Origin of the sequence: Pseudomonas petroselini (assembly GCF_045037875.1) — a bacterium.
GTDB classification, from domain to species: Bacteria; Pseudomonadota; Gammaproteobacteria; order Pseudomonadales; family Pseudomonadaceae; genus Aquipseudomonas; species Aquipseudomonas petroselini.
On record NZ_CP173614.1, the window covers coordinates 5448850 to 5475087 of the forward strand.

Sequence of the window (26238 nt, forward strand, 5' to 3'; positions counted from 1 at the left end):
GCCGTTCGTCCTCGACCCAAAGGAGCATCCTCATGATGCGTTTTACCTCCACCCTCGCTCTCGCCGCTTCCCTGACCCTCCTTTCCCTCGGCGCGCAGGCAGCAGCCCCGTCGAACTGGCCAGCCGGTGCCCGTGACAGCTTCGTCAGCGATTGCAGCGCAGCCGCCAGCCAGAACGTGGACGCCAAAACTGCCAAAGCCCACTGCGAATGTGGCGCTGACAAGATCAACGCCGAATTGAGCACTGCGGAAATCAAAGAGCTCATGACCAACCAGAACGCCAGCCCGGAGCTGAAAAACAAGGCAGTCGCGGCTATTTCGTCCTGCAAAGTCGTGAAGAAAAAGTAAGATTTGCCGCTGATCTCACGGCTTTTTTGGCGGTAAAACAGGCTTAAAACTGCCGTTTCTCACAAATTACGCAGCTTTTACGGCTTTTTTTACCAGTTGATATTTCGAGCCAAAGCCCCGTAGATCGGGGCTTTCAGCCGGATCAGGCACTAAACGCAACGCTATTGATTAGCAAACAATGCCTTGGGGGGGCTCCCAAGCCGAACATTTCGACTATGATAGCCCGGTGTGCCCAGTTGGCCTGAGCAGCACAGCACTACTGAAAATATATGTTTCTTGGAGATACACCATGTCTAATCGCCAAACCGGCACCGTTAAATGGTTCAACGATGAAAAAGGCTTCGGCTTCATCACTCCTCAAGGTGGCGGTGACGACCTGTTCGTACACTTCAAAGCTATCGAAAGCGACGGTTTCAAAAGCCTGAAAGAAGGCCAAACCGTTTCCTTCGTGGCTGAGAAAGGCCAAAAGGGTATGCAAGCTGCACAGGTTCGCGGCGAGTAATTCTCCGCTGAGCTAAAAAAACCCCGTCCATGTGACGGGGTTTTTTATGGGCGCTGCAAAAGCCTTGAAAGACCTAGCCGCAATTGACTCGCGTGATCACCAGGTTGTCATCGGTGTTCAGGTTCAGGCGGTCGGAACGGTATTCCAGCGTGATCATGTCGTTAGGCTTGAGGATCCGTGCATTCTGCGCACCGGCGCGGGTACGCGCCTGCTCCAGCAATTGGGGCGAAGCTTTCTGGCCGATAGTGAATTCGGCGGCCTTCGACTCACAGCGGCTATGACCGGTATCGGCCACGGCGGCGTCTTTGGCTGGCTCAGAGGCACCCGGGGTGCTGCAACCCGCCAACGCGAGTGCTGCCAACAAAGTACCGAATGATGCGAGCTTCCAAGGCATGAAGCCTCCTATGATAAAAAATGGACAGAGATCGTGCGACAGCGATTGGGCGGATTGGTTTCAAGACGTAAACCGCCGCAGGGCAAGTCTGCCTGACTCTCGGCAGGCATTCGCCCGGTCAATCGTGACCAGATATGAACGAAATCAGTAGATGTCGATGTAGTCAGACGCCGGCTTCGGCCAGTTTTCCTTCAGTGCATTGAAGATCTGCGTCACCCAGACTTCGTCGCTGGCGGCCACATTCCCTACGTATCCGGAGCCCTTGGCCCAGGTCTCCAGGCGAAACAGCAGCCCGTCGATGTCCACACCGCCCACCACCTTCCCTGAGGAGATATAGGCGATTCCGGCCTGGGTCACCCGCAGTTGGGCATGTTCGTCGTCATTAGCACTGGCGAGAAGCTGGCGCACATTCGCCAGCGTCAGGTTCTCGGGGTTGTTCAAGTCGATCTGCACGCGGTGTTCCCCGGCAATTAAACAGGCGGCCAGTGTCGCACAGCGCGAGCGTCATTCCGAATCGCCTCATGCCTAAGTATCAGTGCCAAATACGATGCAAAATGGTTAACTGGGCCGGCAAGAACCGCGTTCCAGCGCACTGCCCAGTACTTTCAGCCCCGCGAGACAGTCATGACCACCGTAACGCTCCAAGCCGACATCAAAGCCAAGTGGCCCCAAGGACAGAGTTCCTACAGCCCCGGAAGCCCGGAGGAACTGGCGATCATTGGTATCGACCTGCTGGTCAAGGAGCTGGGTACACAAGCGGCGCAAGCGTTCATCGGCCAGATATTCGAGAAATACCCGGCCGACCACATGGGGGCACACAACCCCGAGCGCGAATAAGAACCGGCCGGCGAACGCCGACCGGTCAACACCTTACTTCAGACGCGCCAGGCGCTCGGTCAACAGATCGAAGAAGCCTTGGGCATCACCGTTCTCCACCCAAAACGCGTTCTTCGGTTGCTTCAGGCCGTCGTACCAGTCGACGATGGTTTGGCCGAAGGTCGGACCTTCCCGGCTGTCCACTACCACGTTGACTTCACGGCCGGTGAACAGTGAAGGCTTGAGCAGGTAAGCGACGACGGTCGCGTCATGCACCGGGCCGCCTGGAATACCGTAGTGCTCCATGTCGCCCTTGACGTATTCATTGAGAATATCGCCAACAACCTTGCTTGCGTTGTTCTTGAGGGCAGCGATCTTTTTCAGGCGGGCTTCGCTGGTCAGTACCTTGTGGGTCACGTCCAACGGCAGGTAGGTCAGCTTGACGCCGCTCTTGAGCACGATCTCGGCCGCCACGGGGTCGGCAAACAGGTTGAACTCCGCCACCGGCGTAATATTGCCGCCGTTGAAGTGCGCGCCCCCCATCACCACCACTTCCTTGATGCCCTGGGTGATTTCCGGTGCCTGGGTCAGCGCCAGCGCCAGGTTGGTCTGCGGGCCGAGCATGGCGATGGTGATGCTGTGAGGCTTGGCGGTGCTCAGGGTCTTGATCAGGTAGTCGACGGCATTGCCTTCAGCCAAGCCCTTTTTAGGCTCATGCACGGTGACACCGGAAATACCTTCCTTGCCATGGATGTTCTCGGCGTAGATCGGCGTGCGCAGCAGCGGCGCTGGCGCACCGGCGTACACCGGGATGTCCTCGCGCCCTGCCCATTCGCGGGCCAAGCGGGCGTTGCGAGAGGTCTTGTCCAGACGCACGTTGCCGGCGACGGTGGTCAACGCGCGGATGCTCAGTTCATCCGGCGAAGCCATCGCGAACAGCAACGCCACCACATCATCAGCACCGGGATCGGTGTCGATGATCAGGTCGATTTTTTCCGCCGCCTGGGCGCTTGCAGCAGTGAGTGCGGACAAAAGCAGAACACTCCGAAACAGGTTTTTCAGGGTTGGGAGACCACGTTGCATAAAACACTCCTTGTCGTTGAGAACGTTAGAACGTTACGCCGGACACCAGCGCGATATTGCAGTAAGGCTGGCATTCGCCGGTGCGCACCACGGCGCGCGCCTTGCGGCTGAGCTGTTTGAACGCTTCATGGCTGACCAGGCGCCGCTCACCCAGGGCCGCCTCGTCGCTGAGCGTATTGAGCTCGTTCAGCGCCGGCGGCTGCTTGAGCAGGATTTCTTCGGCCAGCACATGGCTTTCCACTTGCATCTCGCTGAGCACGATGCGCAAGGTGCTGATGAAATCCGGGATGCCCTGGGTCAACGCCAGGTCAATCAACTCGACGCCCGGCGGCACTGGCAGGCCAGCGTCGCCGATCACCAGGATGTCGCCGTGTCCGAGTGAGGCGATGACACGCGACAGGGCGATATTGAGCAGAGGTGTCTTTTTCATGAGGGCACAAAACCTTGTACGTCGTGCAGCGTTGGAATAGAGGGCTGCGCGCCGGCGCGGGTGACCGACAGTGCCGCAGCGACCTGGCCAAAACGAATGGCCTCGGCCTCGCTTTTGCCATTGGCAAGTGCCGCAGCAAAGCCACCGACGAAGGTATCGCCCGCTGCGGTGGTGTCGACCGCCTTGACCTTCGGCGCCAGCAGGTGCTCAAAGCCCTGGCCGTCAGTAAACAGCGCGCCCTGAGCCCCCAGGGTGATGATGACTTTGCCGGCGCCCGCCTGGATCAGGTGGTTTGCCGCTGCCTTGGCGCTGTCAATGGAGTCGACCGTCACACCGCTCAGTGCGGTGGCTTCGCTTTCATTCGGGATCAGGTAGTCGATCGAGGCATACCATTCAGCGGGCAACGGAGCGCTGGCCGGAGCCGGGTTAAGGATCACCGTCTTGCCCAGTTCACGACCGCGCTTGAGGGCATAACCCACCGTATTCATCGGCACTTCCAGTTGGCAGACGATCACGTCAGCCGCTTGCAGCACCGCATCGAACGCCTGCAACGAGGCTGGCGTCAGTTCGCCGTTACTGCCCGCCACGATCACAATCGCATTCTGGCTGCTGTCATCGACCACGATGAGGGCCACGCCACTGGAGCCGTCTACGGTACTGACGGCTTGGCAATCGATGCCCTCCACCTGCAACGCATCACGCAATTGCGTGCCATAGGCATCGGTACCGACACAGCCAATCATCGACACATCGGCCCCCAGGCGTGCCGACGCTACCGCCTGGTTCGCGCCCTTGCCGCCTGGCACGGTGGAGAACGTCTGGCCGATCAAGGTCTCACCGGCACGCGGCAACCGGCTGGCGCGGGTCACCAGGTCCATGTTCAAGCTGCCTACTACCACTACTTTTGCTGGCATACATCAGTACTCATCAATTCGGTTCAGCGGTATTGGGCGAACGTACCGGCGACGGGCGCCGTCGACTCACGCAACACGATGCTCGGCGTCACGATGCGTTGATCGATCGGCAGTTGGGGTGTCGCAATTCTACGCAGTAACAGCTCGGCCGCCGTCTCGCCCAGTTGCACGATCGACTGCCCGACCGTGGTCAACGCCGGGTAGACGTAACGGCCCATTTGAATGTCATCGAAACCGATCACCGACAGCTCACCCGGCACCCGGATATTGCGCTCGGCTGCCGCGCGCAATACGCCGAAACCTATCATGTCGTTGCTGGCAAAAATCGCGCTGGGCGGGTTGTTCGCCAGTAACTGCACGGCGGCGGCATAACCGCCCGTACTGGTGAAATCGCTTTCCTGGGTGCGATTGGCCGCCACTGCCACGCCCGCCTCTTGCAGCGCACGGTGATACCCCGCCAGACGCATTTGCGCGACACGGGTATGGGCAGGACCGCCGATGCAAGCGATGTCACGGTGGCCCAGTTCGAGCAAGTGCCGGGTCGCCAGGTAGGCGCCCTCCTCGTGATCGATACGTACCAAGTCCACGTCTATGCCATCCAGCGCCCGGTCGACAATGACCATGGGCGTGCGCACCGCGCTCAAGCCTGCGGCCAGGCCACTGTCGTCGCCGCCAACCGAGGTCACGATCAAGCCGTCGATGCGCTTCTCCAGCAACACGCGCAAATAGCTGCGTTGCTTTTCCGCGTTATCGTCGGAGTTGCAGAGGATCACACAGTAACCGTTACGCTCGCAGTAATCCTCGATACCACGCGCCAACTCCGCAAAATACGGGTTGAGGCTGTTGGGCACCAGCAAGCCGATGGTGGCCGTGGTCTTCGCCTTGAGCGAACGTGCGACGGCACTGGGCACGTAGTCGAGCTGCTTGATCGCGGCTTCGACCTTGATGCGTACCGGCTCGCTGACCGGCCGTGTCTTGTTCACCACATGCGACACCGTCGTGTAGGAAATACCTGCAAGCGCTGCCACATCCTTGATCGTTGCCATGGTTCAGCCTCGCCGACTGGCGCGTTGGCTGCGGTAGGTATCGAGGACCACGGCAATCACGATCACGGCACCCGTGATGATGCGTTTCGTAGGTTCCGTGGCACCGATCTGCGCCAGGCCAGCGGCCAATACCGAAATAATCAACACACCAAAAAAGGTACTGATCACCGAACCGCGCCCGCCCATCAGGCTGGTACCGCCGATCACCACGGCCGCGATCACTTGCAGCTCCAGGCCTGAACCGGCGTTCGGGTCCGCCGCTTCCAGGCGCGAAATCTGGAACAACGCCGCCACACCGGCCAGCAGGCCCATGAGGCTGAACACCAGGATCTTGTACGGTTTGGGGTTGATGCCCGCCAGGCGCACGGCCTCTTCATTGGTGCCGATACCGATCAGGTAACGACCAAACACCGTACGCGTCAGTACAAGCTGCGCGGCGATGATCACCAGCAAGGCAATGATGAATGACGGCGAGATACCAAAGGCAATCGGGTTGGACAGCCAGGCAAACGAATCACCGATATAAGCGGTGCGCGAGCCGGTCATCTGGTACGCCACGCCACGGGCCATTTCCAGCACGCCGAGGGATACGATAAACGACGGGATGCGCCAGGCCACGGTGATCGAGCCGGTGATGGTTCCGGCCAATGCGGCACAGCCCATGCCCAGCACCGCAGCCGGTAGCACGCTCCACCCCCAGCTGAGAATCGCCACGCTGACCGCTGATGCCGCCAGTGCCAGCACCGAGCCCACCGACAGGTCAATACCGCCGATGATCAGGATGAAGGTCATGCCCACCGCCAACACCATCAGGTCCGGAATCTGGTTGGCCAGGGTGCTGAAGGTGTCATAGGACAGGAAGTGATCGCTGAGCACCGAGAACAGCGCAATCATCGCCAGCAAGGCGCCGGCCAGGCCCAGGTAAGTGCCCAGGCCGTAGAAGTTGCCGCCCGTTTTACCGGGGGAAGTTGTGGTTTTCATGGGGTATCCCTAAGCACTGCGTCGTTGAGCAGCGCATCACGTTTCTGATAGCCGGCGAAGGCGGCGGCGAGCAATTCGTCCTGGGTCCAGCTGTCGCGCTCGAACGTCTCGATCAAGCGCCCGGCGGACAACACACCGATGCGGTCGCAGATCAGCATGAGCTCACGCAGATCGCTGGACACCACCACCAGTGCTTTGCCTTGACGGGTCAATTCGCCCAGCAAGGCATAAATATCGAATTTGGCACCGACGTCGATGCCGCGGGTGGGTTCGTCGAACAGCATCACCGAGCAGTCGCGCTCCAGCCAGCGGCCAATCACCACCTTTTGCTGGTTGCCGCCGGACAGTTCCGACACCAATTGCGCCGGACTGGAACTGCGGATGCGCATGGCATCGATCTGACGCTTGGCCAACGCCGTTTCGTCGCGGCTGTTGACCACGCCGCCGCCGGAGATTTCCGGCATGTTGCCCAGGGCAATGTTGGCGCTGATAGACTGAGTCAGCAACAGGCCCTCACCCTTGCGGTCCTCGGTGATCAGGGCAATGCCATGACCCACCGCGTCCACGGGCGAGCGAATGCTCACCACCTGGGCGGGCGAGCCGAGCGCCACAGTACCGCTATCGGCCAGGTCGGCGCCGAAGATCAGACGCAGCAATTCAGTGCGCCCGGCGCCGATCAGGCCGGAGATACCGTAGATCTCGCCCGCGCGCACTTCAAAGGACACGTCACGGACCTTGTCCGAGCGCGTCAGGCCTTTCACCGTCAGGGCTGGCCCACCGATGGTGCGCGGGCCCAGGTCAATGTGCTCGCCCAGCTCACGACCGACCATCAAGGTGACCAGTTGCTCGCTGTTGTAGTTGGCCATCGGCTCGACGCAGACCAGCTTGCCGTCGCGCAATACCGCAATGCGTTGGGCGACACGGGCCAGCTCTTCCAGCCGGTGCGAAATATAAATAATCGCCACGCCCCGGGCCTGCAGGCGGGTGATTTGTTCAAACAGCATCTCGACTTCACGCGCCGTGAGCATGGCCGTGGGCTCATCGAGGATGAGTACGTGGCAATCGCCGATCAGGTTGCGGGCGATCTCGACCATCTGCTGATGGCCAATCCCCAGGCTGCCAACCAAGGTATCGGGGTCGATGGCGTCCAGGCCAACCTGGGCCATGGCCTCGATCGCAGCCTTGCGCAATTGTTTGCGGCTGATCCAGCCACAATGGCTGGGCAGGTTATCCAGGAACAGGTTTTCGGCGACGGTCAGCGTCGGCAGCAGGTTGAGCTCCTGCATGACCATGCGCACGCCCAGCTCTTCGGCCTGGGTACGGCTGCCCGGCGTGTAGGCTTGGCCATTGAACTGCATGTGCCCGGTGGTCGGGGTGACCAGGCCGCCGATGATCTTCGACAAGGTACTTTTGCCTGCGCCGTTCTCACCGGTCAGCGCCAGCACTTCCCCGCGGTTGAGCGTCAGGGTGATGTCAGACAGAACCGGTTGGGCATAGGTCTTGCCGATACCGCTGACCGAGAGGACAGCGTTCGGGGCGGAAGATGACATAGGAAAATCTCCAGGCGCCCGCTCAGGACGAGCGGACGCTGTTGGGTGCTGCCAGGATTACTTCTTGAGGACGAGTTCGACCGGGGTTTCGATCACGCCATCCTTGGAGTCGACTTTCTCACCCTTGACCAACTTGAGCGCGTTCTGGATACCGAACACGGCTTGCTGGGCAGCAGCCTGGTCAGCGGTTGCCAGTACACGGCCGTCCTGCAGCATCGGCTTGATGGCATCGATATTGTCGTAACCCACGACTAACACCTTGCCGGCCTTGCCTGCCGCACGTACTGCGGAGACAGCGCCCAGGGCCATGTTGTCGTTACCGGCCAACAGGGCCTTGAGGTCCGGGTACTCGCTCAGCATGGCGGACGCCACTTTCTGGCCCTGGTCGATTTCCCAGTTGCCGGATTGGGTGGAGACAATCTTCATGCCGGCAGCATCCATCGCATCCTTGAAGCCTGCGGTACGTTGCTGGGCGTTGGTGGTGGTCGGTACACCTTCAATGATGCCGACCTTGTCACCCGAGGCCAGTTGCTTGGCCAGGTAGTCGCCCACCAGCCTGGAGCCTTTGCGGTTGTCCGGGCCTACGAACGGAATATTGAGGTTTTTGCTTTTGAGCACGTCCGGGTCCAGGCGGTTGTCGATGTTGACGACCTTGATACCGGCATCCGAAGCCTTCTTCAGCACGGTCACCAACGCCTTGGAGTCGGCGGGTGCGATGACGATAGCGTTGACCTTGGAGAGGATCATCTGGTTGACGATGTCGATCTGCGCGCTGGTGTCGGTTTCGTTCTTGATCCCGTTGGTGATCATGTCGAAATCGGCGGCGTGATCTTTCTGATAGGCCTTGGCGCCATCTTGCATGGTCACGAAAAATTCGTTGGCGAGGGACTTCATCACCAGGCCGACCTTGGGTTTGGCGGCGGCGTCATCAGCAAATGCAGAGGAAAGAGGTAAAGCGGCGGATGCGGCAGCAAGCACAGCGACAGCGAGAAGACGTCCAGCAAATGGCAGCTTCATGGGTTCACTCCGATCTTATGATTATTGTGAGCAACGCTTGCACCGAAGAGCGCTTCGGCAGCCGTCCCACCTGGGCGGCTGATACGAGCTGTCACGATACTCCAGGAGTGTTCCGTGAAACATCTCGCAAACGTTTGCGTTATTCAAACTATGAGAACCTTGTCGAGATTTGTCAACGGTTGAAAACAGCCTTTCATCCAAGCCATCGAGCCCCGCCCTCTCGCCCTGCAAAGGCAGCCGCTAAACATCGCGCGCGCCCGGTCGTTCTCTAAAACGACAGGCTGTACGTGGCACTCACGCCTTAGCCGAGTGCGCACCGTCCACTTTTTCGGACAACCGAACGCGAGGCAGTCCGATGTTCGGAAAGCCGGACGCCTACTGGCGCTGTCGCCACAAAACATCAATATAATCTGTTTTAAATCAATAAGTTGTTTTATATCCGCGAACACAATCAGCCTGGTACAGATCCTGCTCTACCCCATCACCTCGTGGCATTCAGAACCGCCCGGGTGTTCTAGATGAACCTGCTACAGCACTCATCAAAAACCAGAGAGAAAAATAATGAAATCTGCACTGAAGACTTTTGTTCCGGGCGCGTTAGCCCTGCTGCTGCTGTTCCCCGTTGCCGCCCAGGCAAAGGAAGCTGAAACCAAGACCAAACTGTCCAACGTGGTGATCCTCGCCACCGGCGGCACCATTGCCGGCGCCGGCGCCAGCGCGGCCAACAGTGCCACCTACCAAGCGGCCAAAGTCGGCATCGAGCAATTGATTGCCGGTGTTCCTGAGCTTAGCCAGATCGCCAACGTGCGTGGCGAGCAAGTGATGCAAATTGCATCCGAAAGCATCAACAATGAAAACCTGCTGCAACTGGGTCGCCGCGTCGCCGAACTGGCCGACAGCAAGGATGTGGACGGCATCGTGATCACCCACGGTACCGACACCCTGGAAGAAACCGCCTACTTCCTGAACCTGGTGGAGAAGACCGACAAGCCAATCGTGGTGGTCGGCTCCATGCGCCCAGGCACTGCCATGTCGGCGGACGGCATGCTCAACCTGTACAACGCCGTGGCTGTGGCCGGTAGCAAAGATGCGCGCGGCAAGGGCGTGCTGGTCACCATGAATGACGAGATCCAGTCGGGTCGCGACGTCAGCAAGATGATCAATATCAAGACCGAAGCGTTCAAGAGCCCATGGGGTCCGCTGGGCATGGTGGTTGAGGGCAAATCCTACTGGTTCCGCCTGCCGGCCAAGCGTCACACCATGGATTCGGAGTTCGACATCAAGAACATCAAGAGCCTGCCTGATGTTGAGATCGCCTATGGCTACGGCAACGTGAGCGACACGGCCTATAAGGCCCTGGCTCAAGCGGGCGCCAAAGCCATCATCCACGCCGGCACCGGCAACGGCTCCGTTTCTTCCAAAGTCGTACCCGCCCTGGTGGAACTGCGTAAGCAAGGTGTACAAATCATTCGCTCCTCCCACGTCAATGCCGGCGGCATGGTATTGCGCAACGCCGAGCAGCCTGACGACAAATACGATTGGGTGGCTGCCCTCGACCTGAACCCACAGAAAGCCCGCATCCTGGCAATGGTCGCCCTGACCAAGACCCAAGACAGCAAAGAGTTGCAACGGATGTTCTGGGAATATTGATTCCCGGTGACACCTTGGCAGGGGCGGTTTACCCGCCCCTGCCTCCTCGCAAAAAACCCTCGATACATACACTTTCGCCCTACATAAAATTGCCTGATCTGCTGTCAGACGAACTCCTTGAAGTTTAAGCAGTTGCGAAATCGCCTACAGTTAAATACTGTATGTGCGTACAGCAAACTAAGGAACACTCCGTGGCAAAGTCCTCTTCCGCAGTGCCAACCCCGCCCGATGCCTACCAACGCCTGGCAATCCGCGTGCAAAAGATCATCAATTCGACCAACGCCCAGAAAGCCAAGGCGGCGTTGATCTTCCGCTTGCCGGATGAGCCAGAGGATGAGTGGGCGCGTTTGCTGGAGGAAATCGCGGAGAACGACAACGTCACCCTCGCCTATCGGGACGACGGTGGTGTGCAAATTTTCTGGGTTGTACCGAAGGAAGATTGATTCAATGAGTGTCCGTTTTATCGCGGTGTGCTGCCTGTTTTTCGCCGTCACCGCCCACGCCCAGGCCCCCCGAACGTTCAGCGAAGCCAAGAAAGTCGCCTGGAAGCTTTACGCCCCACAGTCCACCGAGTTCTATTGCGGCTGTAAATACACCGGCAACCGCGTGGACTTGAAAGCCTGTGGCTACGTCCCACGCAAAAACGCCAGCCGCGCCGCGCGCATCGAATGGGAGCATATTGTTCCAGCCTGGCAGATCGGGCATCAGCGCCAGTGCTGGCAGGACGGTGGGCGCAAAAACTGCACGCGCCACGATGACGTGTTCAAGCGTGCCGAAGCCGACCTGCACAACCTGGTGCCAAGCATCGGCGAAGTCAACGGTGACCGTAACAACTTCAGTTTTGGCTGGCTGCCGGTGCAAAGCGGGCAGTACGGTTCATGCCTGACCCAAGTGGACTTCAAGGCCAAGAAGGTTATGCCGCGTCCCTCCATCCGTGGAATGATCGCCCGCACCTACTTCTACATGAGCAAGCAATACGGCTTGCGCCTGTCAAAACAGGATCGCCAGTTGTACGAAGCCTGGAACAAGACCTACCCGGTGCAGGCCTGGGAGCGCCAGCGCAACCAGACCGTGGCGTGTGTGATGAGGCGTGGCAATGAGTTTGTCGGCCCGGTGAACCTGAAAGCCTGCGGTTGAACGTGGGCGGGACTTGCGCCCCGCCAGGCCGTTACTGCGCGGTTTTATGCTCAACGACCTCTGAGATCGTGTCAGTTTTCTTGGCGCGCGCCATCTTCTCGTTGAGCAGCGTCTGCTTGGCCTCAGCCTCAGCCTTGGTTGCGAACGGCCCCAGGAGGACTTCGTCCTTGCCGTCCACTTTCACGATGTAGAAATTGAAACCGTGCTCCAGCAACCAGGCCGTCAGGTCGGTGATCGCCTGTAACTTGTGGTCCGGCGGGCCTACCCACACGTCCCATTCCTGGGCGGCAATCGCACCGGTCTGGGGCTGGCTTTCGGTCACGGCAGGCTTGGCCTTGGGCGCCTCGACGCTTTTGCCTTCACCGCAACCGGCCAATGCCAACACCGCAATTGCCATCGCTACTTTACGCACTGCCCTGCTCCTTAAAAGATAAAGAGGCGACTTTATCATTCACTGTCTATTCTGGCCGTCATAAACGTTGGCTTAAACAATGCGAATGATGTATCGCAGACCTGTATGATGCCGCCATGGGAATTAATGTCGCCTCTATGCGTCCTAAAAGAGGCAGTCACAGGGAAGCGCTTAGCAGTAAGCTACACACATCCGACACCTGCCCTGTCTGAAACATGTGTCCTTAAAAGTAATCAAGGAGAAGTCCATGCTTATACTCACCCGCAAAGTTGGTGAAAGCATAAACATCGGTGATGACATCACGATCACCATCCTGGGCGTCAGCGGCCAGCAAGTACGAATCGGCATCAACGCACCCAAGGATGTTGCCGTGCATCGCGAGGAGATCTACCAGCGCATCCAGGCTGGCCTGACCGCTCCGGACAAAAACCAGACGCCTTGAAGCCCCCTCAGTAGCCAGCCCTTTCGTTCACTGTAACGGCTGGCGAAAACGCCTTCGGACTGATCTTGTGTTGTTGCGTGATTGACCTCGCCGATGTGTTCATCTTCATGGAAAGATGAAACTGTCTTCACGCCTGGAACTTGTTGTTTCATTTACAGCCGAATCTCCTGACTGACACCCCCGCCATTCGTGTGCATTCAGGAGCACGTCGATGAGGCCTACGAACGCACCACCATTTGCCTACAGGTCTTGGATGATCGCCTTATTGATAGGGCTGGCCTTCCTCGGACTGGCTTATGCCTTAAGGTGTGCAATAGAAGACACGGGTTCTGCCGAACCCCACTCCTGGCTGGACCTGACGCTGATGCTCTGCGGGTACCTGTTCCTGTTTTGTCTCAAGCCCATCCAGAAGACCGTGCAGCGTAGATTGTGTCGACGGAATAATGGACAAACGACACGCTGAAGCGTCGTTCTCCGTAATTAGATCGCCGGTATTTACAGCGCCGCAACAGCACCTATGCTTGGGCGTGCCCCCTCCGTAAAAGGCGCGCAAGCAGATGGACACCCTGAGTAAATCCCAAATCGAATCAGCACTGGCGGCCCGCCTGCCCAGCTATCAAGTGACCTGCACGTTGCACGCCGACGGGACTCTTTCAGCCGTGCTCAGCGGCCCGGAAACCGACCATTTCGCAATTACCGGAATCGTGCGCGCGCATTATCGTGGTGCCGAAGCGATTGCGCGGCTGGCGAATGAAATCCTCAGGGAGATGGTGCTGTCACGCCAGGGCATTAGGAATAATCGAATGCAACCCCCCGACCCAGCCAGCCTGGAACAAGGCCGAGACCGGTAACGGGCTCGGCCTTTTCATATCAGCCCACCGCGTTCTGCACGTACAACAAGCCTTGCGCGTCGCGCTGTACGTTTAGCTGCGCGTAACTGGCAATCGAAGGATGTTCGGTAACCATCGGCGTGTGATGCGTCGACGTCACGACCATCACATCCGCCCCGGCCGCCTCTCCCGCACGAATGCCCACCGTCGCATCTTCAAATACCAGGCACTCCCGCACCGGGACACCCAAACGTTGCGCACCCAGCACGTAACAGTCGGGGTTCGGCTTGCCGATGGCCACATCTTCGGCCGTGACCAGCACCGCCGGCGGCGCAATGCCCGCCGCTTGCAGTCGACGCAACGCCAATTCCCGGGGTGCAGAGGTGACCAGCGCCCATTGGTCACCCGGCAAGCTGCTCAGAAACGCGACGGCGCCGGGAATCGCTACAACCCCCTCGACATCATTGAGTTCAGCCTCGGTAATCCATTGCGCCTCAACCTCGGGGTCGACGCCAGGCAGTGCCTGACGCGTGATGGTGTCAATCGCGCGGGCACCGTGAATGGTCTTCAAAAACGCTGCCACCTCCAGGCCATGGCGTTCAGCCCAGATGCTCCACACCCGCTCGGCGGCGGCGATGGAGTTGAGCAAAGTCCCATCCATATCAAACAGAAAGGCACGGTAACGGCGGTTGAATACGGCGGGACCTCGGATCGACACTGTGCGGTTCCTCATAGGCGGTGACAAATGATGAGCCCGGTGCAATCTACGGATCACGTCGGTGCTTGTAAACGCTACCGACATCGATTGCATTACAGGTTTGTAATCAAGCTGTAAGTCTTGTCGGCACCCTCACTTCATACAGTGGAGTCGTCAGTCGCCCTCACCGGATGACGCCACTTCCTACTGATGAAAAGGGGTACCCCATGAAACCTGCAAGCAAACTCTGCCTGATCGCCGCCAGCCTGCTGATGCTGGGCACGGGCACGGCACTGGCCGGCACTGTCGCGTCGGTCAACGCCAATAACGTAGTGCTGGTGCACGGTTCCTGGGCTGACGGCTCGAGTTGGTCCGAGGTGATCACCCGCCTCCAGGCCGCCGGCCTGCACGTCACCGCCGTGCAGAACCCGCTGACCTCGGTGGCCGACGATGTCGCCGCCACCAAACGTGTGCTGGACCAACAGGACGGCCCTACCGTGCTGGTCGGCCATTCCTACGCCGGTACGGTAGTAAGCGATGCCGGAGTCGACCCGAAAGTCAGCGCCCTGGTGTACGTGGCCGCCCGCGCACCGGACGCCAATGAAGATTTCGTCGCGCTCTCCGCCCAGTACCCGAGCATGCCGGTGCGGGCTGGCGTTGAAGATCACGACGGCTACCTCACCTTGAGCCAGGACGCCTTCCTCAAGTACTTCGCCGCCGATGTACCGCAGGCCAAGGCCCTGGCGTTGTACGCCGTGCAGCAACCCATCACCAAGACCCTGTTCAGCGGCCGTACCGTCAATGCCGCCTGGCACACCAAGCCGTCCTGGTATGCGGTGTCGGCGAATGACAAGACGATCAACCCGGACCTTGAGCGCTTCCTCGCCAAGCGCATGAACGCCACGACCATCGAGTTGCCGTCGAGCCACTTGTCGCTGGTGTCCCACGCCAAGGAAATCACCGACCTGATTCTCGAAGCCTCTGGCCGCCCGCCCGAAGCCCTGCATTAAAAAACACTGCATTACAAACTTGTCATCCTCCTGTTGGTTGGCTGTTCGGGGCGCCTGGTTACTGTGAATTCACCGCCACGAACCGGCGGCCACCCCTTTAAAAGAGAGACCACCATGAAACTGTTTATCCTCGGCTTTGCCGCGTTACTCGCTACCGGCTCCGTACTGGCTTCTGAACCGGTGATCCACGACAAAACCGGCTTCTTCGTACACCTGGACGTGACCAAAGTGCTGTCGAGCACCGACACCTACGGCCAATGCGGCATCGTCCCGGCGCGACTCGACTATCTGGACAGCCAGGGCCGCGAGCACGTGCTGGATTACCAGCTCCAAGGCATCGGTTGCGCCAGTGACAATTGATCGCGCTACACTTGCGCCACGCACTGAGACAGGGCACTTCCCATGAACATTCTCGTCGTCGAAGACGAACCCAAGGCCGGCAATTACCTGCTCAACGGCCTGCAGGAACTCGGCTACTCCGTCAGCCTCGCCCGCGACGGTGTGGACGGCTTGCACCAAGCCCTGGAAACGCCGTTCGACGTCATCGTGCTGGATGTGATGATGCCGAAAATGGACGGCTGGGAAGTGCTGCGCCGTCTGCGCAAGGAAGCCGACACGCCGGTACTTTTTCTGACGGCCCGCGACGACATCGCGGACCGTATCAAGGGCCTGGAACTGGGCGCCGATGACTACTTGATCAAGCCCTTTTCCTTCGCTGAACTGGTAGCACGCTTACGCACCCTGACCCGCCGCGGGCCAAGCCGCGAAGAGGAGCAGTTGCAGATCGCCGACCTGCAAATCGACGTGCTGAAGCGTCGCGTCACCCGCGCCGGCACGCGCATCACCTTGACCAACAAAGAGTTCGCCTTGCTGCACCTGTTCGCGACCCACCAGGACCAGGTGCTCTCCCGCTCACTGATCGCATCGCGGGTGTGGGACATGAATTTCGACAGCGACACCAACGTGGTAGACGTGGCCGTGCGGCGCCTGCGCTTGAAAATCGACGACCCTTTCCAGCTCAAGCTGATCCACAGCGTGCGTGGCATCGGCTACCGTTTCGATACCCAACCATGAATAAGCGCCGTCACTACTCCCTGACCCTGCGCTTGGCGTTAATCTTCGCCCTGCTCGCCTTCGCGCTGCTGGCGACCTTGGGCGTGGCGCTGTACCGCGAGCTGGAGCGGGAGTTGATCATGCGTGACGACGCGGCCTTGATCAACCGCATCGATCAATTGCGCAACCTGCTCAATGACAGCAATACCCTGGACCTGATCAAAACCAAGCCGGAACTGTTCCAGAACATGCTGGGCAACCGCGAGTCGGTACTGAGGATTGTCGCACCGGGGCAAAAGCCGCTGCTGACGGTCAACCCTGGCAATATCGAACTGCCATCCGTGCCTCCGGTCCCCAAGAACCACGCACTGACGTTCGCCGACGTGCACCATTTTCCCAGCATCAATGGCGTGCCCTTCGCCACCGTCGCGGCCTCCATCGACTCCGGCGACCTGGGCAGCCTGCAAGTCACTACGGGGCGCCTGATGACCGAGCGCACCGCCGTGCTCGCCAGCTATCGCTTGAGCGTTTATATCCTGGCGAGCATGGCCGCAATCATCCTGGCCGTGGTGGGTTACCTGCTGGTTCATCGCGGGCTTTTGCCATTGCGTCGTCTGGCCCGACACGCCCAAGGCATTGGCGTCGGTAATCTCGCCGAACGCCTCGACAGCCACGGCGCACCGAAAGAACTGCTGCCGATGATCGACTCGTTCAACACCATGCTCGAGCGCCTGGCCAAGGGGTTTGTTCAACTGGGCCAGGTGTCCACCGACATGGCCCACGAACTGCGCACGCCCATCAACAATCTGCTGGGAGAAACCCAGGTCGCGCTGCAACAGAGCCGTAGCATCGAGAGCTATCAGCAACTGCTGGCATCTAATGTCGAAGAACTTGAACGCCTGGCGCGGATGCTCGACAACATGCTGTTCCTGGCCAGGACCGACCCGGCCAGCGCGCTGCGCCAGCGTCAGGAGCTGAGTGCAGCGGATGAGGTAGAACGCATCGCCGACTACTTTGAAGGTTTGGCGGGTGATGTGCAGATCAGCATTCACGCCGAAGGTGAAGGGGTGATCTGGGCGGAGCCGATGCTGCTGCGCAGGGCCCTGGCAAACCTGTGCGCCAACGCCATTAAATATGGTGCGCCGTGTACTGAACTGGTGATCCAGGCGGTGCCCAATGCCGAAGGCATTCACCTGAGGGTCAGCAATCGAGGCGAAACCATTGCAGCCGAGCACCTGCCGCGACTGTTCGAACGGTTTTACCGAGTAGATGAGTCACGGGAACGCTCGGCTCAGTCCAACGGATTGGGCTTGTCGATTGTGGCGACCATCATGCAGCTGCATAACGGACGGTACAGTGTGAGCAGTGAAGCGGGGGTCACGTGCTTTGAGCTGTTCTTTCCACGGCGGGAGGACTCGCCGTAGAAGGCTGGTGTTATTTTGCAAAGGTTTGCCTCTTAACGTTGGACTCACGCCACACTACGCTCGCGTCTCAAGCACATTCTGGCTCAAGGCTGAGCCTGCAACAGCGAACATGGAGATTCAGGAATGGAAATACGATTGGGTGTACTGGAAAAGGGGCTGGCTGAGATGAAAGAGAAGCTGATCACCGTTTCGGGCCGGGCAGACTCCATGGATAAGCACTTCGCTTCCAAGGCAGACCTGGCAACCACTGAACTGAACCTTATCAAGTGGTACGTGGCAACCGCATTCGCAATGACAGGCCTGGCTTGCGCCATCACCTTCGGGCTCACCCGACTGTTTGCCGGTTGAGACGCGTCGGGCCGGTCAACTGACCTGCCCGCCCGCTTCTTTCGCATCCACCGGTGTTTGCCACGCTGTCAGTACGGCGGCGTGCAATCCGGCGACCATTGTCTCCAGCGCCATCGAGGGCCGCTGCGAACCCATCACCTGCTCCGGCAGATACGGTACATGGATAAACCCACTGCGTACGGCCGTCGCGGCCAAAGCATGCTGCAATAAATAAAACACCTGATTACACACAAACGTGCCGGCCGTCTGCGATACCGAGGCGGCAATCCCCGCCCCGCGCACGGCCCTGACCATCGCCTTGATCGGCAGGGTCGTGAAATAGGCCGCCGGGCCGTCAGGCGCCACCGCCGTATCAATCGGTTGCTCGCCCAGGTTATCGGGAATGCGTGCATCGTTGACATTGATCGCCACCCGTTCGATGGAAATATCGCTCCGCCCCGGCCCCAGGCCGGTAGCGATCACCATCTCCGGATGCAATTCGTCGATCAACTGGGCCAGGCGCGCGCCCGCCGTGGCAAATGCGCAGGGCAGTCGACGCGCAATAATTTGCACATCATCAGCCAGTTGCACCCCCTCCAATTGGCGCACCGCCTCCCAGGACGGATTCACCGGGTCTTGATCAAAGGGCTCGAAACCCGTCAGCAGTACAATTCGCATCTCGGCCTCACATCAACAGATAAAGCAGCACAATATTGACCACCAGCATCATCAGCGCGGTCGGCAGTTGGGCCTTGATCACCGCGTTCTTGTCGGGCAGTTCGAGCAACGCCGCCGGAACGATATTGAAGTTGGCAGCCATAGGGGTCATCAGGGTACCGCAGTAGCCGGAGAACATGCCGATGGCTGCCATCACTGCTGGATTGCCGCCGTAGATACCCACCAGCACCGGCACGCCGACACCGCCGGTCATCACCGGGAAAGCCGCGAAACCATTACCCATGATCACTGTAAACAACGCCATGCCCAGCACGTAGACCATCACCGCCACTAACTTGAAATCCAGGTTGATATAGGTCGTGGTCACATGCGCGACAGCCGTACCAACGCCGGCCTCGTTAAACAGCAAGCCAAGCATCGCTAACATTTGCGGAAGCACCATGGCCCAGCCCAGGGCTTCTGTCAGGCGCCGGGATTCGCGCAAGGCTTGCACCGGCGTATCGCGGGTCAGCCAGCAGGCCAGGCCAAGGGCGATCAGGCAGCCGATACCGAGGGAGACGAAGGTGGTGTTTTTCGGGTCCAACAGCGGTACGCCACCGATCTCGGTGTGCTTGAGCACTACCGAGCCGATCACCGTGGTCAGCGGAATGGCCAGCGCCGGGATAAACAGCTTGTGACCCAGCCGACCGGCACTGGCACGGGACGCCTTGTCATGCAGCTCGACATGCGTGCCACGGCCGACACCGCCTAAACCTGCGATCAACGCCATCACCACTACGCCAGCGCCAATTACCACCGACGGCAGGCGCTCCCCCACCAGGAATGGAATGGCGAACAACAGCCAGAACAAAGCAGTGGACCAGCGTTTAGGGTGGGTCCTGTCCAACAGGATCATACCCGCCGTGATCAGCAGCAGAACCCCGGCCAGCCAGTACAGGTATTGAATGGAAATGATCATTGCGCGGCCTCCACAGCCGTGGCGGCCGGCGTCATCTCACGGGTCAACCGTCGGTCGAACCGATGCAGGCGAATGGCATGGATGATGAAAGCGCAGATCGCCGTAGGAATACCCCACACCGCAATATGCAGCGGCTCCACATCAATTCCCGAACCGAGCAGGAAGGTGTGCATCAACGCGATCGCACCAAAGGCGACAAAAATATCTTCACCAAAAAACAGGCCGACGTTGTCCGTCGCGGCGCACATGGCCAACACCTTATGACGCAGTTTATCCGGCAGTTTGCCGTAGCGCTTTTCCGCCGCGCCCTCAGCCATCGGTGCCAGCAGCGGGCGCACCATCTGCGGGTGCCCGCCCAGGCTGGTCAAGCCCATGGCCGCCGTGGATTCACGCACAAACAGATAGATAATCAACAAGCGCCCCACGGTGGCGCGCTCGAACCGTGCAATCCAGTTCTGCGCATGCAGGCGCAACCCATGGCGCTCCAACAGGCCGATGACCGCCAGGGGCAATAACAGAATCAATTGCAGGGCACGGGTCTGAAGGAAGCCATCGCCCATGGTGGCGAGGATTTTTTCCAGCGGGAAATGGGCGGCAAGCCCGGTGGCGATAGCGGCGGCGGTGACCACCAACAGCGGGTTGAAGCGCAAAACGAAGCCAACCACGATCACAAGTACGCCGATCAACGGCCATAAGTTCACAACAGTTTGCATGGCGGTGAGGTCCTTAAGTGCGCGCTGCGGCGCCATTACAGCAGGATGTGAACAAAGGGTTCACAGCAGGAAGTGGCGTGCAGTCGGCTCGGTTTTTTATTGTTGACCCGAAAGGGTGAGCGTCAGTGGCGGCAACTTTGCTGCCTGAGAGCGGGAGGTGTCCAACAAGAAAAGTTGTTGCTGCGAACCAATAAATTTTGTGGGTGATTGAAGCGCGCGCATGTAACGAGATGTGGACAGACCAGCAGGGATTCGCGCATCTTAGCGCCGCCTGTTTTATGAGGCGTGCGCCTCAAATCAGCACACGCCTCCCCATTACTGTTGTGGATATGGAAATTCTATGAAAACCCAAAAGGTCCTGATCGCTCTCTCCTGCGCTGTGGCGTTGTCCATGCTGGGCGGATGTGCCGCCAAGGTCAAAAGCGGCGGCAGCGTCGCACTGGCCATCCCGGAAGCCGCCAAGCAAAACCTGGTGGTCAGCATCAAAGGCGACAGCCAGGTCGAGCAAAACCCGGACTGGAACCTGCTGACCCGTGACTGGAACAACGCACTCCAGGTGGAAGCCCGCCAGGCAGGTTTCAACGTCACGCCAAGTGCCTCGGTGACGCCGAGTGGCGAAGACGGTGTCGGCATCAGCATCAATGTGAGCAAGTTCCGTTACATCGAACCGGGCTCGCGGTACGTCGCAGGAGCGCTGGTCGGCAACGCCTGGGTGTTCTCCCGCGCCGACTACTCAGACCTGAAGACCGGCGCGCCCATTGGCTCGCGTACCTACGACACGTCATCGTCCGCCTGGGAAGGGATTGCCTCGGCCATGACACAGAAGCAAGTACAGGCCATTGCCAAACAGATGATCAGCGACATCAAGAACGCCAAGGCCAAGTAAACCGTCACCGAGCGCGCATGTCTCGAATGTATCGGGAAGCACATCGGTTTGGCGTACAGGCGGCTTGAAGGGGTGGTGGTCGTTGAACCGGTGTTGCTGCAGATTTTCCTCGGAGATAGCGGCTGAGACGGCCACCCGGTATTGTCAGGCCCAAGCGACCTTCACTGAACAAGGGCCTGCATCGGTGACTACACCCCCTTCAGATACCCGCGCCGACACCGGCCTCAGCGTACAAACCCGCCTGATTGCCTTGGTGGTCGCCGTGACCTTCTTCATGGAAAACCTCGATGCCACGGTGATAGCTACCGCCCTGCCGACCATGGCATCGGCCTTCGGCGTGACGCCGGTCGACATGAACATCGGCATCACCGCCTACCTACTCGCCGTGGCGATCTTCATACCGCTGTCCAGCTGGATCGCCGACCGATTTGGGGCGCGCCGGGTATTTGCCGGTGCGATCATCGTCTTCACCCTCGCGTCACTGCTTTGCGGCCTGAGCCAGAACCTTGAGATGTTCGTGTTTGCCCGCGTCCTGCAAGGCATCGGTGGCGCGCTGATGGTGCCTGTGGGGCGTTTGGCGGTGCTGCGCAATACCGACAAAAAAGACTTGGTAAAAATGATCGCGATCATCACCTGGCCAGGGCTGGTCGCACCGATTCTGGGTCCATTGGCAGGTGGGTTGATCGTCACCCATGCCTCGTGGCCGTGGATCTTCTACGTGAACCTGCCGTTAGGCGCATTGGCATTGATCGCCGCGCTGTGGTTGGTGCCTGAAGGCCGCGAGGCCAGCGTACGCAAGTTCGACGCCAAGGGCTTTGTGCTGCTGGCAGGCGCCTGCGTGGCGCTGCTCGGCGGGCTGGAATGGCTGGGCAGCCAAGCTGGCGAAATGCTCATCCTTGGTGCCGGGCTGGTGGCGGCAGGCCTGCTGCTGTCGGTGTGGGCAGTGCACCATTGCCAACATTACCCCGATTCGTTGTTGCCGCTGGAAACCCTCTCCATCAATACCTTCCGCGTCAGCATCTACGGCGGCTCACTGTTCCGCCTGGCCATCAGTGCCCTGCCCTTCCTGCTGCCGTTGCTGTTCCAGGTCGCCTTCGGCTTATCGCCAGTGGACGCGGGTCTATTGGTGCTGGCGGTATTCGCCGGTAACCTGGCGATGAAACCCTTTACCACGACCCTCATGCAGCGCTTCGGGTTTCGCAAGGTGCTGATGCTCAATGGGGTGATCGGGGTGGTGTCAATTGCTGCCTGCGCCTTGTTCACGGCGCAGACGCCATTGGCAGTGATTGCAGCGGTGTTGTTCGTCGGCGGCCTGTCACGCTCGATGCAGTTCACCTGCTACAACTCGATTGGCTTCGCCGACGTGCCGAAAGCGCGGATGAGCGAAGCGTCGGCGTTGTTCAGCATGTCGTTCCAACTGGCCATGGGCATGGGCGTAACGGTGGCGGCCTTGTTGTTGCGCGCATCCATGAGCGTGCAGGGGCATGACGTTCAAGCCCAGGTCACGGATTTTCGGGTAGCGTTTGTCGGGGTCGCCGTGTTGGGGATGTTGGCGCTGGTGGACGTGTATCGGTTACCGGCGCAGGCGGGGGAAAGCGTGTTGACGCGACGTTGAGTGAGCCAACTCGGTGGGTGGCGCTGTGCTTCAACGTTTATCCTGAACCTCAGGCGGCCAGGCGCTGAAGAAAAAAATCACCGCTGGAATCATCACGTAGAGCCAGCGGTTGCTTGGATACGCAACCAGTCCGATGATCCACATAATCAATAAAGCACCGCCTGCTCCTCGACGGCGATTCGGCGTAAACCACGCCCGGAACGATTCAAGTTTTTTACTCGCCATGACCATCTTCCTTTTTGATTGGCGCTTGCAAACGTTTTTCAAATCACAAGCAACAAAAAAGGGCCCACCTTTCGGTGAGCCCTTCTAGACCGCCCAGCAGAGCGGATTTTGTTTGGTAGGCGCGATTGGACTCGAACCAACGACCCCCACCATGTCAAGGTGGTGCTCTAACCAACTGAGCTACGTGCCTGCTGTGAGGCGGCATTCTACGGAATTTCGGAGGGGTGTCAACATCTTTTTTGCAGCTAACCCTATGAATATGCGAATTTTTTATTTGCGTGGAGCACACCTGCGGATTTCGGGTGGCTGGCAGGCAATTTTCAACTCAGGTAGGATCGGCGCACTCGTAAAAAATATAAAACAGAGGTTGCAGGATGGCGAACACCCCCTACCCCCAGTCGTATTACGCCGCTTCCGCGAATGCCGTTCCACCTCGCCCCGTGCTGCAAGGCGAAGTCGAAACAGATGTGTGCGTGATTGGCGCCGGTTACACCGGTCTTTCCAGTGCGTTGTTCCTGCTGGAGAACGGTTTTCGCGTAACGGTGCTGGAAGCCGCCAAGGTGGGTTTTGGCGCCTCGGGGCGCAACGGCGGGCAGATCGTCAACAGCTACAGCCGTGATATCGATGTGATCGAACGCAGCGTCGGGCCCAAACAGGCACAACTGCTGGGGGAGATGGCGTTTGAGGGCGGCAGGATCATCCGCGAGCGGGTGGCCAAGTATCAGATCCAATGCGACCTGAAGGACGGCGGTGTGTTCGCCGCGCTCAACAGCAAGCACATGGGCCACCTGGAGTCACAGAAGCGCCTGTGGGAGCGCTACGGCCACACGCAACTGGAGTTGCTGGACGAGCGCCGTATCCGCGAAGTAGTGGCGTGTGACAACTATGTGGGCGGTTTGCTGGACATGAGTGGCGGGCACATCCATCCCCTCAACCTGGCACTCGGCGAAGCGGCAGCCGTGGAGTCTCTGGGCGGTACGATCTACGAGCAATCGGCAGCGGTGCGAATCGAGCGCGGCGCCAACCCGGTGGTGCACACCGCCGAAGGCAAGGTCAGGGCCAAGTTCATCATCGTCGCAGGCAATGCCTACCTGGGCAATCTCGTGCCAGAGCTGGCGGCCAAGTCGATGCCGTGCGGCACACAAGTGATCACCACCGCCCCCCTGGGCGACGAACTGGCAAAAACGCTGCTGCCGCAGGACTACTGCGTCGAAGACTGCAACTACCTGCTCGACTACTACCGCCTCACCAACGATAAGCGCCTGATCTTCGGCGGTGGCGTGGTGTATGGCGCGCGCGACCCGGCGAACATCGAGGCGATCATCCGGCCGAAGATGCTCAAGGCGTTTCCGCAGCTCAAGGACGTAAAGATTGACTACGCCTGGACCGGCAACTTCCTGCTGACCCTGTCGCGCTTGCCGCAGGTGGGTCGCCTGGGCGACAACATCTACTATTCACAGGGCTGCAGTGGTCATGGCGTAACGTATACGCACCTGGCGGGCAAGGTACTGGCGGAGGCACTCAGAGGCCAGGCAGAGCGCTTTGATGCGTTTGCCGACCTGCCGCACTATCCGTTCCCGGGCGGGCAACTGCTGCGCACCCCGTTCGCGGCGCTGGGTGCCTGGTATTACGGGCTGCGAGATAAACTGGGGTTTTGAGCCAACTCAATCGTGGGAGCGCACTTGCTCCCACCGTTTGATGGAGGCGCACCCCGAGCCAAATCGCAGACACAAAAAACCCCGGTCTTTCGACCAGGGTCTTTGCTATCGGATCAAAGTAGCCAACGGCTTTCTTTGTGCTTCAAGGCGTTCAGTGGGCCTTGAGGCAGATATGGCGCAGCGGACGGGACTCGAACCCGCGACCCCCGGCGTGACAGGCCGGTATTCTAACCGACTGAACTACCGCTGCGTATCGCTTGACCAGTTGAGCTCAAAGCCTCAACCGTCTTTAAACATCTGACCGATCAGCCTTGGCTGTTCAATCTCAAGCCCGATGAATCGAACCTGGAAAATATGGCGCAGCGGACGGGACTCGAACCCGCGACCCCCGGCGTGACAGGCCGGTATTCTAACCGACTGAACTACCGCTGCGCGTCGGTGCAACCTTTAACGTTGCGTCTTGCCCTGGGGCAAAACTCTCAAGAAGTGGTGGGTGATGACGGGATCGAACCGCCGACCCTCTGCTTGTAAGGCAGATGCTCTCCCAGCTGAGCTAATCACCCTTTGCTTCGTTGAGGCCGCGAAATTTACGCAGGTAGCGGACCTAAGTCAATAGCCCGCTTGAAGTTTTTCTGAAAAAGCCAAAATGGCTTCAAGACGGCCATCCGCTCTACTCGCTGTAAATCATCTTCTTGCTCATGCCACCGTCCACCACGAACTCTTGCCCGGTGACAAACCCTGCCTGACGCGACAGCAGCCACGCCACCATCGCCGCCACGTCCTCTACGGTACCCACCCTGCCCGCCGGATGCTGGGCATGATCGGCATCACTCAACGGCTCGGCACGACGCGCTGCAGGATCACGCGCATCGATCCAGCCAGGGCTGACCGCATTGACCCGCACTTCCGGCCCCAGGCTCATCGCCAAGGCATGCGTGAGGGCCAACAGGCCACCCTTGCTCGCCGCGTAGGCCTCGGTGTCCGGCTCAGACTGGCGAGCCCGGGTCGACGCCAAGTTGACGATGGCGCCACCATGGGCCCGCAGATACGGCGCACAGTGCTTGGCCAATAGCATCGGCCCACTGAGGTTCACGGCCAGCACACGATTCCAGTAGGCCAGGTCCAGGCTTTCCAGGGTCATATTGCGCGGGTCCGCCACCGCTGCGTTGCAGACCAAGGCGTCCAGGCGCCCAAACTGCCCCAATACCTCGGCGACACCTTGGGCGACTTGCTTCTCGTCAGCCACGTCCATGCTGATAAACCAAGCGTTCTCACCCAGCACCTTGGACACCTTGGAACCGCGCTCGCGGTCCAGGTCGGTCAACACCACTTGCCAGCCTTCGCTGATCAGCCACGCGGCAATCCCGAGGCCTATGCCCCGCGCCGCGCCCGTGACCAGCGCAACACGCCCGTTACTGGCGGCCGCAGCTTCCATGGACCACT

Annotated in this window: 33 protein-coding genes and 4 tRNA genes; 17 read left to right on the forward strand and 20 right to left on the reverse strand. The window is 59.5% G+C overall.

Annotation, left to right across the window (positions count from 1 at the left end; all coding sequences use genetic code 11):
• Window positions 1-32: 32 nt before the first annotated feature.
• Together ACI512_RS24985 and ACI512_RS24990 are read left to right on the forward strand one after the other, a co-directional pair.
• Window positions 33-347 (forward strand): hypothetical protein, encoded by a 315-nt coding sequence (locus tag ACI512_RS24985; protein ID WP_015884935.1) that lies wholly within the window; start codon window positions 33-35, stop codon window positions 345-347.
• Between the two features lie 289 nt (window positions 348-636).
• Window positions 637-849 carry a cold-shock protein gene (locus tag ACI512_RS24990; RefSeq protein WP_003234260.1) on the forward strand — a complete coding sequence of 71 codons (213 nt, stop codon included), beginning with the start codon at window positions 637-639 and terminating at the stop codon, window positions 847-849.
• A 73-nt stretch (window positions 850-922) separates the two neighbouring features.
• Here the strand turns inward: ACI512_RS24990 and ACI512_RS24995 are convergent, their stop codons facing one another.
• Together ACI512_RS24995 and ACI512_RS25000 are read right to left on the reverse strand one after the other, a co-directional pair.
• Window positions 923-1243, reverse strand: a complete 321-nt coding sequence (locus ACI512_RS24995) for an I78 family peptidase inhibitor (protein ID WP_015884936.1) — start codon at window positions 1241-1243, stop codon at window positions 923-925.
• A 144-nt stretch (window positions 1244-1387) separates the two neighbouring features.
• Complete coding sequence (locus ACI512_RS25000) at window positions 1388-1696, reverse strand: hypothetical protein (RefSeq protein ID WP_015884937.1); 309 nt, start codon at window positions 1694-1696, stop codon at window positions 1388-1390.
• Between the two features lie 171 nt (window positions 1697-1867).
• Between ACI512_RS25000 and ACI512_RS25005 the strand changes: the two genes are divergently transcribed.
• A complete protein-coding gene (locus tag ACI512_RS25005) occupies window positions 1868-2080 on the forward strand; it encodes a hypothetical protein (RefSeq protein WP_015884938.1) in 213 nt (70 codons plus the stop codon).
• Window positions 2081-2113: 33 nt separating this feature from the next.
• On the opposite strand, the gene ACI512_RS25010 is transcribed toward ACI512_RS25005, so the two are convergent.
• The 7 genes from ACI512_RS25010 to ACI512_RS25040 are packed head-to-tail and all read right to left on the reverse strand — an operon-like array spanning window position 2114 to window position 9080.
• Window positions 2114-3142 carry a nucleoside hydrolase gene (locus tag ACI512_RS25010; RefSeq protein WP_405121403.1) on the reverse strand — a complete coding sequence of 343 codons (1029 nt, stop codon included), beginning with the start codon at window positions 3140-3142 and terminating at the stop codon, window positions 2114-2116.
• 25 nt (window positions 3143-3167) lie between these two features.
• On the reverse strand, window positions 3168-3572 hold the full coding sequence (gene rbsD, locus ACI512_RS25015) for a D-ribose pyranase (RefSeq protein ID WP_046035336.1): 405 nt from the start codon (window positions 3570-3572) through the stop codon (window positions 3168-3170).
• A complete protein-coding gene (gene rbsK, locus ACI512_RS25020; protein WP_064053337.1) occupies window positions 3569-4486 on the reverse strand; it encodes a ribokinase in 918 nt (305 codons plus the stop codon). Before rbsK ends, rbsD begins: the two co-directional genes overlap by 4 nt.
• Before the next feature lie 23 nt (window positions 4487-4509).
• Window positions 4510-5532 carry a LacI family DNA-binding transcriptional regulator gene (locus ACI512_RS25025; RefSeq protein ID WP_064053336.1) on the reverse strand — a complete coding sequence of 341 codons (1023 nt, stop codon included), beginning with the start codon at window positions 5530-5532 and terminating at the stop codon, window positions 4510-4512.
• Window positions 5533-5535: 3 nt separating this feature from the next.
• Entirely contained in the window at window positions 5536-6513 is a 978-nt protein-coding gene (locus tag ACI512_RS25030; protein ID WP_015884943.1) for an ABC transporter permease, read from the reverse strand.
• Window positions 6510-8063, reverse strand: a complete 1554-nt coding sequence (locus ACI512_RS25035; RefSeq protein WP_231809071.1) for a sugar ABC transporter ATP-binding protein — start codon at window positions 8061-8063, stop codon at window positions 6510-6512. Before ACI512_RS25035 ends, ACI512_RS25030 begins: the two co-directional genes overlap by 4 nt.
• A gap of 57 nt (window positions 8064-8120) precedes the next feature.
• Window positions 8121-9080, reverse strand: a complete 960-nt coding sequence (locus tag ACI512_RS25040) for a sugar ABC transporter substrate-binding protein (RefSeq protein ID WP_236380091.1) — start codon at window positions 9078-9080, stop codon at window positions 8121-8123.
• Window positions 9081-9641: 561 nt separating this feature from the next.
• Here ACI512_RS25040 and ACI512_RS25045 point away from each other — a divergent pair.
• The 3 genes from ACI512_RS25045 to ACI512_RS25055 all read left to right on the forward strand — a co-directional run bounded on the left by ACI512_RS25045 (window position 9642) and on the right by ACI512_RS25055 (window position 11867).
• Window positions 9642-10730 carry an asparaginase gene (locus ACI512_RS25045; RefSeq protein ID WP_015884946.1) on the forward strand — a complete coding sequence of 363 codons (1089 nt, stop codon included), beginning with the start codon at window positions 9642-9644 and terminating at the stop codon, window positions 10728-10730.
• 191 nt (window positions 10731-10921) lie between these two features.
• Entirely contained in the window at window positions 10922-11173 is a 252-nt protein-coding gene (locus ACI512_RS25050) for a DUF1654 domain-containing protein (protein WP_080943279.1), read from the forward strand.
• Between the two features lie 4 nt (window positions 11174-11177).
• Complete coding sequence (locus ACI512_RS25055) at window positions 11178-11867, forward strand: endonuclease (protein WP_236380089.1); 690 nt, start codon at window positions 11178-11180, stop codon at window positions 11865-11867.
• A 31-nt stretch (window positions 11868-11898) separates the two neighbouring features.
• Here ACI512_RS25055 and ACI512_RS25060 read toward each other — a convergent pair whose 3' ends face one another.
• Window positions 11899-12264, reverse strand: a complete 366-nt coding sequence (locus ACI512_RS25060; protein WP_043205649.1) for a hypothetical protein — start codon at window positions 12262-12264, stop codon at window positions 11899-11901.
• A gap of 262 nt (window positions 12265-12526) precedes the next feature.
• Here ACI512_RS25060 and csrA point away from each other — a divergent pair, with 262 nt between their 5' ends.
• From csrA to ACI512_RS25075, 3 genes are all read left to right on the forward strand, one after another.
• Window positions 12527-12721, forward strand: a complete 195-nt coding sequence (gene csrA, locus ACI512_RS25065; RefSeq protein WP_003192511.1) for a carbon storage regulator CsrA — start codon at window positions 12527-12529, stop codon at window positions 12719-12721.
• Between the two features lie 211 nt (window positions 12722-12932).
• Window positions 12933-13184: a hypothetical protein gene (locus ACI512_RS25070; protein ID WP_236380087.1), complete on the forward strand. Its 252-nt coding sequence runs from the start codon at window positions 12933-12935 to the stop codon at window positions 13182-13184.
• 94 nt (window positions 13185-13278) lie between these two features.
• Complete coding sequence (locus ACI512_RS25075; RefSeq protein WP_015884951.1) at window positions 13279-13572, forward strand: hypothetical protein; 294 nt, start codon at window positions 13279-13281, stop codon at window positions 13570-13572.
• Window positions 13573-13591: 19 nt separating this feature from the next.
• Here the strand turns inward: ACI512_RS25075 and ACI512_RS25080 are convergent, their stop codons facing one another.
• Window positions 13592-14269, reverse strand: coding sequence for an HAD family hydrolase (locus tag ACI512_RS25080; protein WP_236380085.1), 678 nt, complete (start codon window positions 14267-14269; stop codon window positions 13592-13594).
• Window positions 14270-14475: 206 nt separating this feature from the next.
• Here ACI512_RS25080 and ACI512_RS25085 point away from each other — a divergent pair, with 206 nt between their 5' ends.
• From ACI512_RS25085 to ACI512_RS25105, 5 genes are all read left to right on the forward strand, one after another.
• Window positions 14476-15258 carry an alpha/beta fold hydrolase gene (locus ACI512_RS25085; RefSeq protein ID WP_236380083.1) on the forward strand — a complete coding sequence of 261 codons (783 nt, stop codon included), beginning with the start codon at window positions 14476-14478 and terminating at the stop codon, window positions 15256-15258.
• Between the two features lie 114 nt (window positions 15259-15372).
• The gene (locus tag ACI512_RS25090) at window positions 15373-15618 is read left to right on the forward strand and encodes a DUF2790 domain-containing protein (RefSeq protein WP_231809066.1); all 246 of its coding nucleotides are present in this window, start codon (window positions 15373-15375) and stop codon (window positions 15616-15618) included.
• 42 nt (window positions 15619-15660) lie between these two features.
• A complete protein-coding gene (locus ACI512_RS25095; protein WP_015884955.1) occupies window positions 15661-16332 on the forward strand; it encodes a heavy metal response regulator transcription factor in 672 nt (223 codons plus the stop codon).
• Entirely contained in the window at window positions 16329-17735 is a 1407-nt protein-coding gene (locus ACI512_RS25100) for a heavy metal sensor histidine kinase (protein WP_015884956.1), read from the forward strand. Before ACI512_RS25095 ends, ACI512_RS25100 begins: the two co-directional genes overlap by 4 nt.
• A gap of 123 nt (window positions 17736-17858) precedes the next feature.
• On the forward strand, window positions 17859-18083 hold the full coding sequence (locus ACI512_RS25105; protein WP_064055135.1) for a hypothetical protein: 225 nt from the start codon (window positions 17859-17861) through the stop codon (window positions 18081-18083).
• 15 nt (window positions 18084-18098) lie between these two features.
• Here ACI512_RS25105 and pcp read toward each other — a convergent pair whose 3' ends face one another.
• Genes pcp through ACI512_RS25120 form a run of 3 tightly spaced genes read right to left on the reverse strand, consistent with a single transcriptional unit; the run spans window position 18099 to window position 20411 of the window.
• Entirely contained in the window at window positions 18099-18740 is a 642-nt protein-coding gene (gene pcp, locus ACI512_RS25110; RefSeq protein WP_231809065.1) for a pyroglutamyl-peptidase I, read from the reverse strand.
• Window positions 18741-18747: 7 nt separating this feature from the next.
• Window positions 18748-19698, reverse strand: coding sequence for a DUF979 domain-containing protein (locus ACI512_RS25115; protein ID WP_015884959.1), 951 nt, complete (start codon window positions 19696-19698; stop codon window positions 18748-18750).
• Window positions 19695-20411, reverse strand: coding sequence for a DUF969 domain-containing protein (locus ACI512_RS25120; protein ID WP_015884960.1), 717 nt, complete (start codon window positions 20409-20411; stop codon window positions 19695-19697). The genes ACI512_RS25115 and ACI512_RS25120 overlap by 4 nt, the downstream gene beginning before the upstream one ends.
• 340 nt (window positions 20412-20751) lie before the next feature.
• On the opposite strand from ACI512_RS25120, the gene ACI512_RS25125 reads away from it, so the two are divergent.
• Window positions 20752-21297, forward strand: a complete 546-nt coding sequence (locus tag ACI512_RS25125) for a DUF4410 domain-containing protein (RefSeq protein ID WP_122810211.1) — start codon at window positions 20752-20754, stop codon at window positions 21295-21297.
• 184 nt (window positions 21298-21481) lie between these two features.
• Window positions 21482-22912, forward strand: a complete 1431-nt coding sequence (locus tag ACI512_RS25130; protein WP_405121404.1) for an MFS transporter — start codon at window positions 21482-21484, stop codon at window positions 22910-22912.
• Between the two features lie 30 nt (window positions 22913-22942).
• On the opposite strand, the gene ACI512_RS25135 is transcribed toward ACI512_RS25130, so the two are convergent.
• A complete protein-coding gene (locus ACI512_RS25135) occupies window positions 22943-23137 on the reverse strand; it encodes a hypothetical protein (protein ID WP_236380081.1) in 195 nt (64 codons plus the stop codon).
• A 113-nt stretch (window positions 23138-23250) separates the two neighbouring features.
• Window positions 23251-23327: transfer RNA gene (locus ACI512_RS25140), tRNA-Val, on the reverse strand.
• A gap of 184 nt (window positions 23328-23511) precedes the next feature.
• Between ACI512_RS25140 and ACI512_RS25145 the strand changes: the two genes are divergently transcribed.
• Window positions 23512-24795, forward strand: coding sequence for an FAD-binding oxidoreductase (locus tag ACI512_RS25145; protein ID WP_064055137.1), 1284 nt, complete (start codon window positions 23512-23514; stop codon window positions 24793-24795).
• A gap of 173 nt (window positions 24796-24968) precedes the next feature.
• On the opposite strand, the gene ACI512_RS25150 is transcribed toward ACI512_RS25145, so the two are convergent.
• The 4 genes from ACI512_RS25150 to ACI512_RS25165 form a co-directional block, all read right to left on the reverse strand.
• Window positions 24969-25045: transfer RNA gene (locus tag ACI512_RS25150), tRNA-Asp, on the reverse strand.
• Window positions 25046-25150: 105 nt separating this feature from the next.
• A tRNA-Asp gene (locus ACI512_RS25155) sits at window positions 25151-25227 on the reverse strand.
• Between the two features lie 55 nt (window positions 25228-25282).
• Window positions 25283-25358, reverse strand: a tRNA-Val gene (locus tag ACI512_RS25160).
• A gap of 107 nt (window positions 25359-25465) precedes the next feature.
• On the reverse strand, window positions 25466-26230 hold the full coding sequence (locus tag ACI512_RS25165; RefSeq protein ID WP_043205657.1) for an SDR family oxidoreductase: 765 nt from the start codon (window positions 26228-26230) through the stop codon (window positions 25466-25468).
• Window positions 26231-26238 lie beyond the last annotated feature (8 nt).

Bases quoted from the DNA above. Each gene is read 5' to 3' on its own strand.
- ACI512_RS25095 (WP_015884955.1), top strand. From the start codon at position 15,661: ATGAACATTCTCGTCGTCGAAGACGAACCCAAGGCCGGCAATTACCTG.
- ACI512_RS24985 (WP_015884935.1), top strand. From the start codon at position 33: ATGATGCGTTTTACCTCCACCCTCGCTCTCGCCGCTTCCCTGACCCTC.
- ACI512_RS25100 (WP_015884956.1), top strand. From the start codon at position 16,329: ATGAATAAGCGCCGTCACTACTCCCTGACCCTGCGCTTGGCGTTAATC.
- ACI512_RS25090 (WP_231809066.1), top strand. From the start codon at position 15,373: ATGAAACTGTTTATCCTCGGCTTTGCCGCGTTACTCGCTACCGGCTCC.
- ACI512_RS25075 (WP_015884951.1), top strand. From the start codon at position 13,279: ATGGACACCCTGAGTAAATCCCAAATCGAATCAGCACTGGCGGCCCGC.
- ACI512_RS25025 (WP_064053336.1), bottom strand. From the start codon at position 5,532: ATGGCAACGATCAAGGATGTGGCAGCGCTTGCAGGTATTTCCTACACG.
- ACI512_RS25040 (WP_236380091.1), bottom strand. From the start codon at position 9,080: ATGAAGCTGCCATTTGCTGGACGTCTTCTCGCTGTCGCTGTGCTTGCT.
- ACI512_RS25055 (WP_236380089.1), top strand. From the start codon at position 11,178: ATGAGTGTCCGTTTTATCGCGGTGTGCTGCCTGTTTTTCGCCGTCACC.
- ACI512_RS25105 (WP_064055135.1), top strand. From the start codon at position 17,859: ATGGAAATACGATTGGGTGTACTGGAAAAGGGGCTGGCTGAGATGAAA.
- csrA (WP_003192511.1), top strand. From the start codon at position 12,527: ATGCTTATACTCACCCGCAAAGTTGGTGAAAGCATAAACATCGGTGAT.
- ACI512_RS25070 (WP_236380087.1), top strand. From the start codon at position 12,933: ATGAGGCCTACGAACGCACCACCATTTGCCTACAGGTCTTGGATGATC.
- ACI512_RS25085 (WP_236380083.1), top strand. From the start codon at position 14,476: ATGAAACCTGCAAGCAAACTCTGCCTGATCGCCGCCAGCCTGCTGATG.
- ACI512_RS25165 (WP_043205657.1), bottom strand. From the start codon at position 26,230: ATGGAAGCTGCGGCCGCCAGTAACGGGCGTGTTGCGCTGGTCACGGGC.
- ACI512_RS25145 (WP_064055137.1), top strand. From the start codon at position 23,512: ATGGCGAACACCCCCTACCCCCAGTCGTATTACGCCGCTTCCGCGAAT.
- ACI512_RS24995 (WP_015884936.1), bottom strand. From the start codon at position 1,243: ATGCCTTGGAAGCTCGCATCATTCGGTACTTTGTTGGCAGCACTCGCG.
- ACI512_RS25005 (WP_015884938.1), top strand. From the start codon at position 1,868: ATGACCACCGTAACGCTCCAAGCCGACATCAAAGCCAAGTGGCCCCAA.
- ACI512_RS25060 (WP_043205649.1), bottom strand. From the start codon at position 12,264: ATGGCAATTGCGGTGTTGGCATTGGCCGGTTGCGGTGAAGGCAAAAGC.
- ACI512_RS25030 (WP_015884943.1), bottom strand. From the start codon at position 6,513: ATGAAAACCACAACTTCCCCCGGTAAAACGGGCGGCAACTTCTACGGC.
- ACI512_RS25125 (WP_122810211.1), top strand. From the start codon at position 20,752: ATGAAAACCCAAAAGGTCCTGATCGCTCTCTCCTGCGCTGTGGCGTTG.
- ACI512_RS24990 (WP_003234260.1), top strand. From the start codon at position 637: ATGTCTAATCGCCAAACCGGCACCGTTAAATGGTTCAACGATGAAAAA.
- rbsD (WP_046035336.1), bottom strand. From the start codon at position 3,572: ATGAAAAAGACACCTCTGCTCAATATCGCCCTGTCGCGTGTCATCGCC.
- ACI512_RS25115 (WP_015884959.1), bottom strand. From the start codon at position 19,698: ATGATCATTTCCATTCAATACCTGTACTGGCTGGCCGGGGTTCTGCTG.
- pcp (WP_231809065.1), bottom strand. From the start codon at position 18,740: ATGCGAATTGTACTGCTGACGGGTTTCGAGCCCTTTGATCAAGACCCG.
- rbsK (WP_064053337.1), bottom strand. From the start codon at position 4,486: ATGCCAGCAAAAGTAGTGGTAGTAGGCAGCTTGAACATGGACCTGGTG.
- ACI512_RS25120 (WP_015884960.1), bottom strand. From the start codon at position 20,411: ATGCAAACTGTTGTGAACTTATGGCCGTTGATCGGCGTACTTGTGATC.
- ACI512_RS25010 (WP_405121403.1), bottom strand. From the start codon at position 3,142: ATGCAACGTGGTCTCCCAACCCTGAAAAACCTGTTTCGGAGTGTTCTG.
- ACI512_RS25045 (WP_015884946.1), top strand. From the start codon at position 9,642: ATGAAATCTGCACTGAAGACTTTTGTTCCGGGCGCGTTAGCCCTGCTG.
- ACI512_RS25035 (WP_231809071.1), bottom strand. From the start codon at position 8,063: ATGTCATCTTCCGCCCCGAACGCTGTCCTCTCGGTCAGCGGTATCGGC.
- ACI512_RS25135 (WP_236380081.1), bottom strand. From the start codon at position 23,137: ATGGCGAGTAAAAAACTTGAATCGTTCCGGGCGTGGTTTACGCCGAAT.